The sequence below is a fragment of the Psychrobacter immobilis genome (genome assembly GCF_904846185.1).
Classification (GTDB): domain Bacteria; phylum Pseudomonadota; class Gammaproteobacteria; order Pseudomonadales; family Moraxellaceae; genus Psychrobacter; species Psychrobacter immobilis_B.
Window position 1 is genome coordinate 68,981 of the sequence record NZ_CAJGZQ010000002.1, and the last position, 17,460, is coordinate 86,440.

Here is a 17,460-nt window from a genome sequence, read left to right on the forward strand (position 1 = left end):
AAAGACAATTGATATTGAAGATGATGGCGTATCGATAACGCAAAGGAGTAGTGACGTGATGGATGTGAATAATAAGCAGGACACTGATAGCAATAATACAGTGATAGCAGTTGATAATAAAAGCCATATAGAGAGTCGCAATGACAATTTAACTGAGGTTGCATGGCAGCGTTCAGAAGACGGCAGCTATTCACCCAGCAGTTATATCAATCGCGACTTGTCTTTATTACAGTTTCATTTACGTGTCTTAGCGCAGGCGGCAAGTCCTCGTCATCCGCTACTTGAGCGCTTGTTTTTCTTGATTATTTTCTCATCGAATATCGATGAGTTTTTTGAGATTCGTGTCGCAGGCATTATGCAAAAGCTCAATATTGGTGATGTCTCGACCAGTGTTCATGGCATGCGTCCTAGTGAAGTGCTGAATGAGATATCCACCGTAATGCACGATGCCATCGCTGAGCAGTATCGTATTCTCAATGAAGATATCTTACCAGCACTGGCGCTTGAGGATATTCGTTATCTAAAACGCGACGAGCTAAATGCTGAGCAGTCGGCATGGATGAAGCGCTACTTCACGGAGCAAGTATCGCCAGTGTTGACACCGATTAGCATCGATCCGGCGCATCCGTTTCCGCGATTGGTCAATAAGAGCTTAAACTTTATCGCTACTTTAGAAGGTAAAGATGCCTTTGGTCGTGATATCAATCTAGCGATTGTGCCCGCACCGCGCAGTTTGCCGCGCGTGATTCGCCTGCCTGATGAGCTGACAGGTGGCAAAGAACATCACGTCATGCTTTCAGCTATTATTCATGAGCATATCGGTGAGCTGTTCCCTGGGATGAGTGTGACGGGCTGCCATCAGTTTAGACTGACGCGCAATGCCGATTTAGATTTGGCTGATGATGTTGAAGATATTGCTAAGGCTCTGGAGGGCGAGCTAGAAAACCGCCGCTTCGGTGATAAAGTGCGGCTAGAAGTCACCACCGATTGTCCAACGCCTATCAGTGATTATTTGCTCAATGAGTTTGAGCTGCATGACAATCAGCTGTACCGCGTCAATGGTCCTGTCAACTTAACGCGCTTATTGTTTGATTTCAATATTCCAGCGCTGCGCTATCAGCCCTTTACCCATGTAGTGCCAAAAGAGTTCCGCCGTGAGATGGATAAGCTGGACAAAGCAACCAGTATGTTTGCCGCCATGCGTAAAAGCGATGTGTTGGTGCATCATCCTTTTCATGCATTTTCACCGATTATCAATCTGCTTTGGCAAGCGGCGAGCGATCCAAAAGTGTTAGCGATTAAGCAGACATTGTACCGCTCAGGCACCAATTCAGAAATCGTTAAAGCATTGGCTGCTGCTGCTCGTAATGGTAAAGAAGTCACGGCCGTCATCGAGCTGCGGGCGCGTTTCGATGAAGCCTCTAATATCGCTGTCGCCAATTATTTGCAAGAAGCGGGTGCGGTGGTGGTGTACGGGATTGTAGGATACAAAACTCACGCCAAGCTGATGCTCATTGTGCGCCGTGAGGATGATCGAATCCACCGCTATGTGCACTTAGGGACGGGTAACTATCATGCCGCCAATGCCAAAGTTTATACCGATTATGGTTTATTTAGCGCAGATCCTGATATCTCAGAGGATGTACATAATATATTTCAAGAGCTGACGGGAATGGGTAAACCTGCCAATCTCAAAAAGCTGCTGCATGCGCCTTTTACCTTGCATGATAAGTTGATAAGTTTTATCGATGATGAAATTGCTCATGCAAAAGCCGGCAAGCGCGCTCATATTATCGTTAAGGTTAATGCTTTAACCGAACGTCGATTGATTAGCAAGTTATACGATGCCTCGCAAGCAGGCGTCAAAATCGAGCTCATTTTACGCTCCATGTGTTGTTTGCGTCCGCAAGTAAAAGGTCTATCAGAAAACATTACCGTACGCTCTGTTATCGGGCGTTTTTTAGAGCATACGCGTGTCTATTATTTCTATAATAATGGCGACGAGCGCTTATATTGTGGTAGTGCAGACTGGATGGATCGTAATTTATTCCATCGCGTCGAAGTGGCATTTCCAATCGAAGACAAAAAACTGTTTAAACAAGTATATCAAGACGGTCTACTTAACTATCTGAAAGACAATACCCAAGCGTGGATACTTAGCGGTGATGGTGTTTGGCAGCAGCTGCAACCAGCCGCAGATGAAACGCCGCATACTGCTCAAGAGTATTTATTAAAAGTGATTAATGGCGTTGACGCATCAAGCTAGCTTAATATTTCAACGACATATTCAAAGCAGTAAAGACGTCTTTACGATCAATAAATACCAAGCAAAAAACCAAGTGTAGATTATTCTCTATGCTTGGTTTTTTTTGGTAACCGATTTGTCTAAGTTACAAACTGTCTTGTAACCTCACATTTATTCACATATTGATACGGCAGCACACTGGTGCAGGCCGTTATCTCACCCTTATAATCAAGGTCAGACCTCACGCTATTATTAAACGGATTTGATGGTTTAATAAACCATTAGCACTCTAGTAATTCATGCAAAATTGCTCGTATTACTATCATTGATCGTATTACGAAAAAGAGCAGGGACTGCCTAAATCAACGAATTATAAAAATAGGAAACACCTTATGAGCAATACCGATAATGACACATCAGATATCAAAAAAGCTGCTGAGCAAGCAGACAGTCAGCAAATTGCGCGAAATCTCAAAGACAATAAAGAGGTCGATGCGCCTGAAGCATTAAGTAAAGACGAGCAAACCTCTTTTATTGAAGATGATTTGCGTACGGATAAATGATAAATAAGCTGTGATATAAACATTTGGATTAACTTATTTTATCTATGAATGACATATTGATGCGAGGGAATTGCAATGCCAAATAATACTCATCCAAATCACGAAGAAGCAGTACCAGTTCGTGATCCAGCCGCTTTACACCTAGACAATGCACAAGACAGTTATGAAGGTCGTAAGCACGAACCTAATATCGATGGTCCACAACAAGAGTCGCAAGAAACCGACGAGATATATGTTGACCCTCGTAAAGAAGAGAATTTACCCGCTGGCGGCAAGAACGTCGCAGATTTGAATGCCTATGACCTAAGCCAAGAAGGCAATGAATAGTATAAATTGCTGGCTAGGTTGAGTTGGGCATTAAATCAGGCTCACCATTTGCTAAACCGCCATAAAAACCCTAAGCACATTAAGCAATTGCCAAAACACGAATAACAATAATAAGGATATAGCCATGCAAACCAATGATCCAGCACTCACCAAGACACGCATCAGTGAAAATGATGACTTAATCGATAGTCATGATTCTGCTAATAGCTTCTTTAGTAGTCCTACTTCTAATGACAAGGAGCATAGTGATACTGATAGTGGCATTGAAAAGAACATCACTGAAAATAAAGGAACGGATACTTTCAAAGAAGGCGTCGTCAATTCAGAGCATGTCAATGATAATGACAACCCCGCACGTCAGCCTGATCGTCGAGACCAAGAAGGTAACGCCTTTGATGATGGCGTGAATGAGCATACGATGGTTAGCGAGACATTCAAAAGCGAAGGTATTAACAACATGAATCGTTATGCAAATATTGATAATGCCCAAACACGAGTGTTAAATCCTGACGAAAAGGATTAATAGCTTTTTATAAAAAATCGAATGAATACAAATTTTTTATCTTTATAGAATGATTATGATGATAATAATAAGGAGTAATGATGAATACGCCAGATGACAAGGCTGTCAACCAAGTCCATGAGTTAAGAGATGCGAACGATAACCATGGTATCGTACCTGATGATGCGCTACAAAAAGTCAATCCAGCAGCGGCAGAAAGGGCAACCGATGATCACGATCCTCATCATGTTGCGAAGGATAGTAAACAGTACGACAGCTCATTAATGAAGGATGATAAATAACCATTGATTTTGCTATAACGAAGTTCAAATAAAAGGCTAATAAATGAAGTAACAGATCAAAGCATGAAACTTGGCTAGTTACTTCACTTTTTTGCTGTATAAATTTTACTGTATAAGAGGGTATATAATATAAAGTGATACCTAATCTTACGTATTTAAGCAGGTGTGCCGCTATGAAAGCGTAGCTCATGATCTGGGCTAGAAATCAGCTCTGCTTCTACTTCTTTAAAAAATGCGACACGCTCATCAATATCATCCTCAGACAGTGATTGAGCCAAGGCTAAATAATCCTCAAAGTGACGACTCTCTGACTTAAGTAAGTAGCGATAATACTTTGCCAAACGTTCGTCGTCGATGACTTCAGCAAGGGCGGCAAAACGTTCACAAGAGCGTGCTTCGATAAATGCGCCAATTATCAATACATCAACCATCGCTGCTGGCTCATAAGTACGTTTGTGTTTTAACATGCCTTTGGCATAACGTCCAGCACTCAGATATTTCCACGCCTGACCACGGTCATTCATAATACCTAAGACCTGCTCATAATGAAGCATTTCTTCACGTATCAATTGCGCCAATTTACGCTGCAAATCATAAGAAAACTCATAGCGGAATATGAGATTCATGGCAGTGCCAGCGGCTTTTTTTTCGCAATTGGCATGATCTTGAATGATCAGCGGTACATTCGCAATCGCCGCATCAACCCAAGCTTGTGTTGTGCGCGCACCCAAAAAATTATAAACAGCAGATAGGTCAACCTTGATCGGGGTGCGTAGCTTTGCGATATCGACATCGTCCTCTTCTATGTCGTCTTTTACTATACGAGGTTCTTCTATATTGCTGTCGTTCATAACTTTGTCGTTACTGTTCTTGGTTCTTATATCTTCTTTATTCATAGTTTTTGCCATAATCGAACGTTTAAAAAATCTTTTACTAATATTAAATAGATAACAGTTAAGCATAAATCCGTGGGGTAATGATTACTGACAGTTTGTCTATGCTATATCAGGTACTAATCAATGAGTACTAATAAAACCTCTTAGCGCCTGTGTTATATAGGTTATCATTATTATACAACCTCAGTATTTATCTAGTGAATGATGTTTTCTTGTTTATTTCTTTATTTGATAGTAGGATGATATTTTGCTTAAGCACTATTTTGTCTTACTATTGATGTGTCGCCATATTGTGTTGTCGCAGTGGTGATGCTTGCCAATGTTATGCAGTTGAAACCGTTTACAGTAGGTGCAAGGCAACCGAGCTCAAATCGTACACTGAGTACATTAAGCAAGGTTGATACCATCATCCGTTGTAAATGCTTTGACCATGCTAATGGCTAAAGCGGCAAAAATATAGGTTAATAGCATAGCATAAATAGTTAATTCGCTAATCACCACAAGCTTGTATGATATATCAGTAGGTTTGCTTAGTATTTCATCTAAATTTGGAATAGATGTCTAAGACCGACAATGTGTAATCATTGCGGTAGCAACTTCGTATTCACACCCCTCACGAACAGATAAGGATAACAACATGAGCCAGTCTTCTAACGCCAATCGTATTCAAAAAGGCATTCTTGCCATCGACCAGCAATTGTATGACTTTATTGAAAACGAAGTGCTGCCGAAAGTCGGTGTTGATTCAGACAGTTATTGGTCAGGTTTTGAAAAAGTCATTAAAGAGTTTACGCCGCGCAATAAAGCATTGCTTGCAACTCGTGACAAGATTCAAGCGCAGATTGACCAGTGGCATCTGCAACATCCTGCCAAAGACGGCAACATTGATTATCCTGCTTACAAAGCATTCTTACAAGAGATTGGCTATCTGTTGCCAGAAGGCGATGATTTTAAAGTTAGCACAGAAAATGTCGATGACGAGATTGCTCATATTGCAGGCCCGCAGTTGGTCGTACCAGTACGTAATGCGCGCTACGCATTGAACGCAACCAACGCTCGTTGGGGCAGCTTGTATGATGCTTTATATGGTACTGACGTTATCAGTGACGAAAATGGTCAAGAAGCAAAAGGTGGTTACAACCCAATTCGCGGTGCTGCTGTCGTTGCTTATGCCAAACAATTCCTAGATGAAAACTTTGCATTGGCGTCAGGTTCATATAACGATGCGACCGGCTTTAAAGTGGTCGATGGTAAGCTTGAAATTGTCCAAGGTGATAGTAGTACTGAGCTAAAAGATGCCGAAAAATTCGTTGGTTTCGTCGGTGATGCAGAAAGCCCAACGGGTATTTTATTAAAAAACAACGGTTTGCATGCAGAGATTCAAATAGATGCCAACCATCCAGTCGGTAAAGACGACCCTGCACATATCAAAGATGTGCTGCTTGAGTCAGCTATTACGGCAATTCAAGACTGTGAAGACTCAATCGCTGCTGTTGATGCAGAAGAAAAAGTGGAAGTGTATCGCAATTGGCTTGGTCTCATGAATGGTGACTTGCAAGAAACCTTTGAAAAAGGTGGCAAAACCCGCACACGTCAGCAAAATCCAGATCGTGAATACACCACCCCAGATGGTGGCAAGCTTATCCTGCCAGGTCGTTCGTTATTGCTGATTCGTAACGTCGGTCACCTCATGCAAAACCCTGCAATATTGGTCGACTTGGGTGATGGTCAAGAACAAATATTTGAAGGCTTAATGGATGGCTTGATTACACCACTATTAACGCTCAATGACCTTAAAGGTAAAAATGCGCTATCGAATTCACGTAAAGGTTCAATGTATATCGTTAAACCAAAAATGCATGGTCCTGAAGAAGTCAAAATGGCCAACGATTTATTCAATGCTGTAGAAGACTTATTAGGCTTAGAGCGTAATACCATCAAAATCGGTATCATGGATGAAGAGCGCCGTATGACGGTCAACTTGAAAGAAGCCATCCGCCAAGCGAAAGAGCGTGTCATTTTCATTAACACAGGGTTCTTAGATCGTACTGGTGATGAGATGCATACCAGCATGAATGCAGGCCCATTTGTACCTAAGGGTGAGATGAAGTCACAAGCATGGCAGCCAGCCTACGAGCAGTGGAACGTTGATATCGGTTTAGAGACTGGTTTACAAGGTGTTGCTCAGATTGGTAAAGGCATGTGGGCGAAGCCTGACGAGATGAAAGAGATGATGGACACCAAAGCTGCACATCCTAAGTCTGGAGCCAGTACCGCATGGGTACCATCACCAACAGGGGCAACCTTGCACAGCATGCACTATCATCAAGTGAGTGTTTCTGATGTTCAAGACAGCCTAAAATCACGTGAGCGTGCCAGCTTAGACGACATTTTGACCATTCCTTTAGCAAAAAATACCAATTGGACTGATGAAGAGAAACAGCAAGAGCTAGACAATAATGCTCAGGGCATCTTAGGATATGTTGTGCGTTGGGTAAACCAAGGCGTTGGTTGTTCTAAAGTGCCGGATATCAATGATGTGGGTCTGATGGAAGACCGTGCGACTTTACGTATCTCAAGTCAACATATTGCCAACTGGTTGCATCACGATGTCGTGAGCGAGCAGCAAGTGATGGATACGATGAAGCGTATGGCAAAAGTGGTGGATGAGCAAAATGCAGGCGATAGCGACTATCAGACGATGGCAGATAGCTTTGACCACTCTTATGCCTTTAAAGCGGCCTGTGACTTAGTGTTTAAAGGTCGTGAGCAGCCGAGTGGTTATACTGAGCCATTATTACATCAGGCACGTCTTGATCTAAAAGCAGGCTGCTAATATTGCGCAGGTTAATATTAGAATATGGCATACTTGACATTCTATTATGATACTGTCATGACTAAATGAGGCTTGTTGTTGGCTTTTATACTTAATAAGGAGTCTGTAATAGCCATTGACTAAGGTTATAGTCTGGAAACAAGAGCAGTGAAAACGCCTTTTTTACTGTTCTTGTAGCAATTTTCCGATCTCAATTGTGACTGTCAGTATGTCATAAACCACATTTATTATTTTTTATTAGCCGTACTTGTTAATGAACAAGTACGGCTTTATTTTTGTTAATGAAAAGGTATTCATTACGCTAGTTTCAAGTTCTTGGTAATTATATTAATCAATAATATCTTTATCTATTTGAGCAGATAGGGGTTTTTTTACAATGACCCATATTCTATAGTAGATATGGTGTTCAACAAATACTGGGTTTAAAAAGCAAAAAAAAATGTTGCAAATTATGTCAAAGTTGTTATGCTTGTACTCGAAGTATGAGTTTGGTAACGGATGTTACGCAATAAGGCGTTAAAGACTTGGGTTTACATAGTGGTTACGTAGTTATTCTAAATTATGTAAGTAAACGTTTTTTTCATCTTACGGTAATAAGACTTCGCCACACTTGTTTCTGACTAATCTCGGTAGCCAGTTACACATTATATCTTTGAGGATTTGTGACGATACCAATATGGGCGCCAGCTAATAATAGCTTGCTCATTACTAAAATTGTAAAGTGGAGATACCCCCATGAAAAAACTACTTTTAGCTACAGCCGTTGCTGCTCTATCTGTATCTGCAGCACAGGCAGCACCTACCGTTTATGGTAAAGTATTCGTTACTACTGATTACGTTAATGCTGAAATTGATGGTCAGAATATGGATAATAATAACAGAATTAATGAAGACAACGGTTCATTACAAGTTAATTCTAAGCTTTCACGTTTAGGCTTCAGAGGCTCTGAAGCGATAACGGCCAACACTGACGTAATTTACCAATTAGAGTACGGCGTTCAAGTTGATGATAGTGGTAGCGATAACATTGGCTTCAAAAGTCGTGATACTTATTTAGGTTTAAAAAATAAAGACTTCGGTGAATTCCGCTTTGGTCGTAACTACACAGTCATTGACTATATCAATAACGTATCAGTTAATGAAGGTTATTGGGATAATCTTGGCTCTAGTACTCTGAACAACAACGACAGCTTTGCTAATATTTTGACCCCGACCGTTGGTAACCGTATCAATAATTCAATCGTTTGGAAAGCGCCTAAATACAATGACCTACCATTAGCGCTTGCGCTGATGTATGGTGCTGATGAAGACTTTATATCTGAGAGTGATCGTGACGCAGGCTATGGTGCCTCATTGATGTTTGATCCAGGTACAGGCATTACCGCTGGTATTGCTTATGAGCAAGACATGAGTGTTAGTGGTGATATTATCCGTGGCAGTGCTAGCGTCGATTTAGGTAAATATATCGCAGCTCCTGTAAAGTTAGGCGTTCTATATCAAGAAGCTGACTATGCCGGTACTACTACTGCAACAGAGGACGGTTTAGTGGTGAGTGCTGAAATGGGTCTTTCGAATTTTGCCCGTCCAGCCTCTGTTTATATTCAGTATGACAAAACCGACAATATCAGTGGTCTTGAGAATAATGACTCAAATCAAGTCGTTGTAGGTGGCAAATATGCGTTTAAAAATAATATGATCGCTCATGCCTATGCTGGTCTAAATTCAGCGGAATTAAACAATGGTCGTTTTGGTTCGAGAGACGAAGACGGCAAAGTTAATGAAATCGACTTACGTGGTGATATTGATGTACTCGCTATCGGTGGCGGTCTAGAATACTTATTCTAATCTAAACATTAGAATCTAAATAAAAAACTCATCCTTCGGGGTGGGTTTTTTTGTTTTGTAATCAATACTGTGTCTTGAACAACAGCGTGTCTTAAATAACAGAATCCGTAAAATTAATAATAACATTTGTGTAAATTTTGGTTTTTTCACCTTACTGTAATATTTGGTTGGTAAAGTTGTGTCTAAGTAATGCTTCTAGCTCATATATATAAATGTTCTATAGGGTAGTCACCCTGCTATTATATATATCGGCCAATCTTAGCCAATTTATCAAAAAAATTGTAAAGTGGAGATGTCTTTTGAAAAAACTATTTTTAGCCTCATCAGTCGCAATGCTATTAGTATCTACAGCTCAAGCGGCACCGACTGTTTATGGCAAAGCATTTGTTACCGCCAACTATGTCAATGCTTCATTCGAACGAGAAGCTATGGACGATAGTAGTATAAGCATTAATGAAGACAACAGTTCAGTAGAAATCGCATCAAAATCTTCACGTATTGGTTTCAAAGGTTCTGAAGCCATGACTGCCAATACTGATGTGATCTACCAATTAGAGTATGGAATCAAGGTTGATGATAGTGGCAGCAGTAACATCGGTTTTAAAAGCCGTGATACTTATCTGGGTCTAAAGAATAAAGACCTTGGCGAATTCCGCTTTGGTCGTAACTACTCAGTCGTTGATTATATCGATAATGTCACGGTCAATGAAGGTTACTGGGACAATGTGGGTGCTAGTAGTTTAAGCAAAAATACACTAGCCAATGCTTTAACCTTAGCTGATGGTTACCGAGTTAATAACTCTATCGTCTGGAAAGCGCCTAAATACAATGAGTTACCATTAGAGCTTGCGTTGCAGTATGGTGCTGATGAAGACTTTATATCTGACGATAATAGTCGTGACAGCGGCTATGGTGCCTCATTACTATTTAATCCAGGCAATGGCTTTACGGCTGGTGTTGCTTATCAGAGTGATCTGGCTACTAAAAATCCCAGTAGTACTAATACGGGCGGCGATATGATCCGTGGGACGGCTACTGTCGATCTAAGTAATTATGTTGCTTATCCAGTAAAAGTGGGCGCTCTATACCAACAAGCTGATTTTGATGATACTAATGAAACTGAAAAAGGATTGATATTAAGTGCTGAGATGGGTCTAAGTAACCTCGCTCGTCCAGCCTCAATATATGCACAGTACAATAAAACGGATAACTTAAGAGGCATTAATGAAAATAATTCAGATCAAATCGTCGTAGGCGGTAAATATAGCTTTAGAAAGAATATAATTGCACATGCTTATGTCGGTAATAACACTGCAGACTTAAAAAATGATCTTTTCATTGCTGGTCAAGATGACGGTGATAAAGATATTCTTGTCAGAGCGCGTGGTGATGCTAGCGTCTTCGTGGTCGGTGCTGGTCTAGAATACAAATTCTAATCTAAACATTAGAAAACGTATTATAAAAAACTCATCCTTCGGGGTGAGTTTTTTTGTTGTGACCTTTTTAAAGCCGCAGTGGGTTATAATAGCTACGTATTTACGATGATTACGCACTGAAGATGATTAAGCGCTAAAAACGGAGTGTTTTAAAGAGTTTGTGCTTTTGCCCTATATTTTGTGGCGTATTTTTAGTAAAATCCTTCTTTACCAATTACCGACAGAGTACTATGACCAAGTTTATATTTGTGACCGGTGGGGTAGTGTCCTCACTAGGAAAAGGTATTACCGCAGCCTCTCTTGCCGCAGTCCTTGAAGCACGTGGCGTGAGCGTGACGATGACCAAAATGGATCCGTATATCAACGTCGATCCAGGTACGATGAGTCCGTTCCAGCATGGCGAAGTGTTCGTCACCGAAGATGGCGCTGAGACCGATTTGGACTTGGGCTATTATGAGCGCTTCTTACGCCACTCTAAGATGAGTAAGAGCAACAACTTTACCAGTGGCCGTATCTATCAGAACGTTTTGAATAAAGAGCGCCGCGGTGAATATTTGGGCGGTACGGTACAGGTGATTCCGCATATCACTGATGAAATCAAAAGTAAAATCCTTGCCAGTGGCCAAGGCTACGACATCGCCATTATCGAAATTGGCGGTACGGTCGGTGATATCGAGTCACTTCCTTTTATGGAAGCTGTACGCCAAATGCAAGTAGAGCTAGGTCGCAATCGCGCCATGCTGATGCACTTAACGCTGGTGCCTTATATCGCCAGTGCGGGCGAAACCAAAACCAAGCCTACTCAGCATTCAGTAAAAGAGCTACGTTCTATCGGTCTGCAGCCAGATATCTTGATCTGCCGCTCTGACCACCATATCTCACAAGACAATCGCCGTAAGATTGCACTATTTACCAACGTCGAAGAGCGTGCGGTGATCATGTGTGAAGATGCGCAAAGTATTTATCAAATACCGCGTACCTTGCATGAGCAAGATCTTGATGATTTAATCTGTGAGCGCTTTGGTCTTGATGTACCAGAAGCGGATTTAAGCGATTGGGATAAAGTGGTCGAAGCGCAGCTCAATCCTGAAGCAACAGTGACGGTCGCAATGGTGGGTAAATATGTTGAATTGCCAGATGCTTATAAATCGATCAACGAAGCACTGCTGCATGCTGGTATCACTCATAAAGCCGATGTCAAAATTGACTATGTTGATGCTGAGCGTCTAGAAGATGATGACAGCTTATTGGCGCAGCTACACAATGCTGATGCCATCCTAGTACCGGGTGGTTTTGGTGAGCGTGGTACCAATGGTAAGATAAAAGCCATCACTTATGCTCGTGAAAACAACGTGCCATATTTAGGTATTTGCCTTGGTATGCAGTTAGCAGTGATTGAATACGCGCGTAATGTACTCAAAATCGATGCCAATTCTTCTGAGTTTGATCGCAAAACGGCAGAGCCTATCATTGGTCTCATCACTGAGTGGTTAGATGAGCGCGGCGAATTACAGATTCGTAGCGATGACTCTGACCTTGGCGGCACTATGCGTCTAGGCGCGCAGCAAGCCGAACTGGTTGCTGGTAGCAAGCTTAGCCAAATCTATGGCGCCAAAAATATCACTGAGCGTCATCGCCATCGTTATGAGATGAACAATCGCTATATCGAGCCATTAGAGCAAGCAGGCATGACCATATCTGGTTATTCTGCCAAACAGCACTTAGTAGAATCGGTCGAGATTGCTGATCATCCTTGGTTTGTCGCCGTACAGTTCCATCCTGAATTTACCAGCTCGCCGCGCGGTGGTCATCCACTGTTTAACAGCTTTGTAAAAGCGGCTAAGAACTATAACGAAAACAAATAATCGTTAATGTATAAAAATTTACATGTATAAAAAAGACTGATCTTCGGATCGGTCTTTTTTTTGCGTTTAATTTTATGACTGTGGTTATGAATGAGATTGTTTTTAAGCAATAAACATGACAATTTTTTTAATGGTTGGTCAGCAATTACGCTTAACCCCTTTTTTTACTGACTCTATCGGTTACAATATGGGAGAGAAATATTAATAACAATAAAGAGGGTGACTACTTCATGGAACATTTATCAACGGCGCAATCACATATCAAACTTACTACGCCAAATGGCAATACTCTTAATATCGGCAACGACCAGCCATTCGTGTTGTTCGGTGGTATGAATGTCTTAGAATCAAAGGAATTGGCCTTCGAGATTGCAGAGCAATATATCGAAATATGTCAGCGTTTGGGCATTGGCTATGTTTTCAAAGCCAGTTTTGATAAAGCCAACCGTTCAAGCCTGCACTCATATCGAGGTCCTGGATTAGAGCAAGGTATTGATTGGCTGGGGCAAATCAAAGAAAAATTCCAAGTTCCTATTATCACGGATGTGCATGAGCCGTATCAAGCGGCACCCGTCGCTGAAGTCGCAGATATCATTCAACTACCTGCATTCTTATCACGTCAGACAGATTTAGTACACGCGATGGCGAAGACGGATGCGATTATCAATATCAAAAAAGCGCAGTTTTTAGCGCCGCATGAGATGCGCCATATCGTGAACAAATGCCTTGAAGGCGGTAACGATAAGTTGATCCTTTGTGAGCGCGGCAGTGCCTTTGGTTACAATAATTTGGTCGTTGATATGCTTGGTTTTGATACCATGAAGCAGATGGATATCCCCGTATTTTTTGATGTGACGCATAGCTTACAGCAGCCAGGCGGCCGTAGCGATAGTGCGGGTGGACGCCGTGAACAAATCACAACATTGGCACGAGCAGGGATGGCGACAGGACTGGCAGGGTTGTTTCTAGAGGCGCATCCAAATCCAGAAACTGCAAAATGCGATGGTCCGTGTGCGCTACGTATGAGCCAGTTAGAGCCGTTTTTGCGTCAGTTGAAGCAAGTTGATGACTTGGTTAAGGGCTTTGAGGTGTTAGATACCCATTAATGTATTCACAGACAATAAGAGGCTGAGATTATGGCGATGCAAACAGCAACAGTCAGTATCGAAAATATCGATAATGATGAAGGATTAAAGAGTGTGATGACAGCGCTGAAAAATATCACAGGGGTGACGGCCATCGAGCTTGATCCTGATAATAATGTTGCCACCATACGTTATGAAGATACAGACACCAGTATTCATGCGTTTACGGCGGCAATTAGTACGGTCGATTATGTGACTCAGCCATTTCCTCTTGATGCACCGCAAAACCCACGTCATGATGATTAGACGTTATTCTAAAATAAGCGCTATTGTCTGTCACTTAGGCATAAATTCACGGTTCTATTATTTACAGTTCCATTATTTACGGTTCTATTAATAAAGTGATAATCAAAGAGCCTTGTTGTTAACCGTGATAGGGCTTAAGCTGGTTAAGTGCTATTTTTATTACGTCTTAAAAGATAGCCGTCTTAAAAAGACAATTATAAAAGCAATTCTTTAATAAAAGTATTTACCTATAAAAACTCAGTTACAAAAATAAGGAGCCTCTCATGGCAAACCAAACACGTATTATTAAAATTGATGGCATGACTTGCGGTGGCTGTGTAGCCAGTGTTCATAACGCCACTGCTGATATCGATGGCTTAGACGATATCAGTATTGAGCTGGCAGATAATCAAGCGACGGTTACTTTTGATGATAGCAAAACCAGTGTAGAGACAATTGCTGCTGCTATCGACGATGCTGGCTTTGATGCCACTGTTGCTAATGCTTAACCTGCTTCATTTGTATTAAAAAACCGGCTATCAAGGCTGGTTTTTTAATGGTTAAAAATTATTGATAGTAGCGTACTTATTATTCAGTGCGACCATACCAATATTAAATTTTAAAGCGTGCTATTTGTTTGACTTAGATATTCCATCCACTGAGTTGCTGTCCTAGCTCAGACGACTTTATAACGCCATAACGCCATAACGCATAAACGCCATACCGAGTTTTATTTATGAATGATACTACCCAAACTGACAATCATGACGCCTACGATGTAAAAACTGATATTCAATCCAATACGCCGCTCGCGCCGCAGCGTGCACACTTGCAGCTGGCCATTGATGGAATGACATGTCAAGCCTGCGCCTCGAGAATTGAGAAGGTGCTCAACAAAAAGCCGTCGGTATACGAGGTGAGTGTAAATTTCGCTGGCGAAACTGCGAATGTTGATTATGACCCAACGCAGACAACGCCTGAACAAGTGACAGAATGGGTAAATAAAACAGGCTTCGTTGCCAATTTGCAGGCGGCCGATAGTTTGTTTGCAAAAACAGACGAAGATACCGCGACTCAGTACCCATGGCGCTTGATTGGGTTATGGATTTGTTTGGTGCCATTTTTAGTTGGTATGGCAGGTATGCTTGTTGGGCAGGGTATGGCGTGGATGCCGCCAATTTGGACTCAATTTATATTAGCGACCATTGTACAGTTTGGATTTGCCTTGCCATTTTACAAAAGCGCTTGGGCGTCGATTAAAGGTGGTCTTGCTAATATGGACGTGCTAGTCGTCATCGGTACCGTGACTATTTGGGCGTATTCAACGTATCTGTGGCTGACCCATGGTGATGGCACTTTAAACAGTTTGCTGCAAAGTGGTCATGCTGGTGGTCACGGTGCGGATGGCAGTCCTGCGGTGTATTTTGAAGCAGGCGTCATGGTCATTGCTTTTGTGCGTACGGGTAAGTATCTAGAAGAGCGCACCAAAAAACACAGCCTCAATAGTATCGATTTATTATTATCCTTAACGCCCGATGAAGTCGAACAGCAGCAGCCTAATGGTGATTTTCATAATGTTGCTCTGAAAGACGTGCAAGTTGGTGATATTTTGCGTGCTAAACAAGGCAGCCGAGTTGCAACCGATGGGGTGGTTATCGATGGTGCTGGCTGGTGTGTCGAGAGTCATTTAACGGGTGAGTCGGTACCGCTTAAAAAAGAAGTGGGAGATAAATTATTGGCAGGGGCGTTGGTTGAAAATGGCAGCTTGTTATACCGCGTCAGTGCTAAAGGTAGTGATACAAAGCTTGGTGATATGGTACAAGCCCTCAGCGATGCCCAAGGCTCAAAAGCCAATTTAGCCCGTCTCGCCGATAGAGTGACGGCAGTATTCGTACCAGTCGTCGTTGCCATTGCGCTTATCACTTTTGGGGTGACGTGGTGGCTGACAGGCATGATCGATACTGCCTTGATGCACGCAGTATCGGTATTGGTCATTGCTTGTCCTTGTGCTTTAGGTTTGGCAACGCCAGCCGCTATCATGGCTGGTATGGGCGTTGCTGCTCGTCATGGTGTCTGGTTCAAAGACGCACAAAGCCTTGAAGCGGCAGGCAATATTGATACGGTAGTGCTCGATAAAACAGGTACTTTGACCATTGGTAAGCCGACTATCGTGGACCATGTGATGGTGGATAAATCGATCGCAGTCGATGATGTGTTACAAATAGCCGCAAGCGTTGAGGCGCATGCCAGTCATCCGCTAGCAACAGCATTGGTTAACGCGGCTACTGAGCGAAATTTGCCGTTGATGAATGTGACTGATATTAGTGTCATTAAAGGCGCTGGTATACAAGCAAATATTGAAGGTTTGGGTGTGGTAAAAGTCGGTACCGCAGAGTTTGCTAATTTAACACTGCCTAAGCTGATGCCAAAGGTATGGCAAATTGCCAGTACCGTTGCCGTTAGTATTAATGAGGAAGCTTTGGGTGCTTTTGCTCTAGCTGACGACTTAAAAGTAGATACTCCGAAGGCTATTACTGCGCTACAAGATGCAGGTATTAATGTCATTTTGATGAGTGGTGATAAGCAGTCCGTCGTCGATCATGTGGCAGGGCAGCTGGGTATTGAACAGGCTTATGGTAAAATGAGCCCACGCGATAAGGCCAGTCAAATTGCCTTGTTGCAAACGGCTGGTCATAAAGTTGCAATGGCAGGTGATGGTGTCAACGATGCGCCAGCGATGGCAACTGCCGATGCAAGCTTTGCCATGTTTGAAGGCACAGATGTCGCCCAGCATAGTGCGTCTGCACGCTTGATGGGTGAGTCACTGATGCATATTGATGCCGCGCAAAAAATCGCTAATGCAACAGTGCGCAACATCAAGCAAAATCTGTTTTTTGCTTTTATTTATAACTGTCTGGGTATTCCGCTGGCTGCTTTTGGTTTCTTAAACCCTATGATTGCCGCCGCTGCGATGGCGCTTAGCTCTATTTCAGTATTAATGAATGCCTTACGTTTGACCCAATTTAAAACAAAGGTTGAGCTGGATAACACAGTATCTGGCTCCCACACTAAAACAGAACGTCTAACAAAAGCATAAGAGTCATATGGCTTTTAATATTATAGGTGCTGAGACAAATCCATAATTGGTAATTTGTTTATCTAAGTGTGATTTTATCAGCGCCAGTCGGTGCAAGATAAGGGAAGTTTGGCAAAATTTATGCTATGATGCCAAGCACTATAGCTGACGATTAAAGTATTAAAAACCCCTTTAGT

General features: G+C 42.1%; 14 protein-coding genes. 13 read left to right on the plus strand and 1 reads right to left on the minus strand.

What is annotated here, in order from left to right; genetic code table 11:
• The first annotated feature begins 58 nt into the window (after positions 1–58).
• The 5 genes from ppk1 (at position 59) to JMW94_RS01255 (ending at position 3,939) form a co-directional block, all read left to right on the plus strand.
• Positions 59–2,266 (plus strand): polyphosphate kinase 1, encoded by a 2,208-nt coding sequence (gene ppk1 / locus JMW94_RS01235; protein ID WP_201600331.1) that lies wholly within the window; start codon positions 59–61, stop codon positions 2,264–2,266.
• Positions 2,267–2,637: 371 nt separating this feature from the next.
• Entirely contained in the window at positions 2,638–2,808 is a 171-nt protein-coding gene (locus JMW94_RS01240) for a hypothetical protein (RefSeq protein ID WP_201599979.1), read from the plus strand.
• 75 nt (positions 2,809–2,883) lie between these two features.
• Positions 2,884–3,135, plus strand: coding sequence for a hypothetical protein (locus tag JMW94_RS01245; protein WP_201599982.1), 252 nt, complete (start codon positions 2,884–2,886; stop codon positions 3,133–3,135).
• Between the two features lie 124 nt (positions 3,136–3,259).
• Positions 3,260–3,658, plus strand: a complete 399-nt coding sequence (locus JMW94_RS01250) for a hypothetical protein (protein ID WP_201599985.1) — start codon at positions 3,260–3,262, stop codon at positions 3,656–3,658.
• Positions 3,659–3,738: 80 nt separating this feature from the next.
• Positions 3,739–3,939, plus strand: a complete 201-nt coding sequence (locus tag JMW94_RS01255) for a hypothetical protein (RefSeq protein ID WP_193008751.1) — start codon at positions 3,739–3,741, stop codon at positions 3,937–3,939.
• Between the two features lie 155 nt (positions 3,940–4,094).
• Here the strand turns inward: JMW94_RS01255 and JMW94_RS01260 are convergent, their stop codons facing one another.
• Positions 4,095–4,790: a tRNA-(ms[2]io[6]A)-hydroxylase gene (locus JMW94_RS01260; protein ID WP_413786176.1), complete on the minus strand. Its 696-nt coding sequence runs from the start codon at positions 4,788–4,790 to the stop codon at positions 4,095–4,097.
• A 682-nt stretch (positions 4,791–5,472) separates the two neighbouring features.
• Here JMW94_RS01260 and JMW94_RS01265 point away from each other — a divergent pair.
• The 8 genes from JMW94_RS01265 to JMW94_RS01300 all read left to right on the plus strand — a co-directional run bounded on the left by JMW94_RS01265 (position 5,473) and on the right by JMW94_RS01300 (position 17,284).
• On the plus strand, positions 5,473–7,671 hold the full coding sequence (locus JMW94_RS01265; RefSeq protein ID WP_201600002.1) for a malate synthase G: 2,199 nt from the start codon (positions 5,473–5,475) through the stop codon (positions 7,669–7,671).
• Between the two features lie 735 nt (positions 7,672–8,406).
• A complete protein-coding gene (locus tag JMW94_RS01270; protein ID WP_201600005.1) occupies positions 8,407–9,516 on the plus strand; it encodes a porin in 1,110 nt (369 codons plus the stop codon).
• 299 nt (positions 9,517–9,815) lie between these two features.
• Entirely contained in the window at positions 9,816–10,952 is a 1,137-nt protein-coding gene (locus JMW94_RS01275; RefSeq protein WP_068036869.1) for a porin, read from the plus strand.
• A gap of 230 nt (positions 10,953–11,182) precedes the next feature.
• Positions 11,183–12,817: a CTP synthase gene (locus tag JMW94_RS01280; protein ID WP_201600008.1), complete on the plus strand. Its 1,635-nt coding sequence runs from the start codon at positions 11,183–11,185 to the stop codon at positions 12,815–12,817.
• Positions 12,818–13,047: 230 nt separating this feature from the next.
• Positions 13,048–13,923, plus strand: a complete 876-nt coding sequence (kdsA, locus tag JMW94_RS01285; RefSeq protein WP_201600011.1) for a 3-deoxy-8-phosphooctulonate synthase — start codon at positions 13,048–13,050, stop codon at positions 13,921–13,923.
• 30 nt (positions 13,924–13,953) lie between these two features.
• Positions 13,954–14,208 (plus strand): heavy-metal-associated domain-containing protein, encoded by a 255-nt coding sequence (locus JMW94_RS01290; protein ID WP_201560351.1) that lies wholly within the window; start codon positions 13,954–13,956, stop codon positions 14,206–14,208.
• 263 nt (positions 14,209–14,471) lie between these two features.
• Positions 14,472–14,696: a heavy-metal-associated domain-containing protein gene (locus tag JMW94_RS01295; RefSeq protein WP_011280902.1), complete on the plus strand. Its 225-nt coding sequence runs from the start codon at positions 14,472–14,474 to the stop codon at positions 14,694–14,696.
• Positions 14,697–14,923: 227 nt separating this feature from the next.
• Complete coding sequence (locus JMW94_RS01300) at positions 14,924–17,284, plus strand: heavy metal translocating P-type ATPase (protein ID WP_201600014.1); 2,361 nt, start codon at positions 14,924–14,926, stop codon at positions 17,282–17,284.
• Positions 17,285–17,460: the final 176 nt, after the last annotated feature.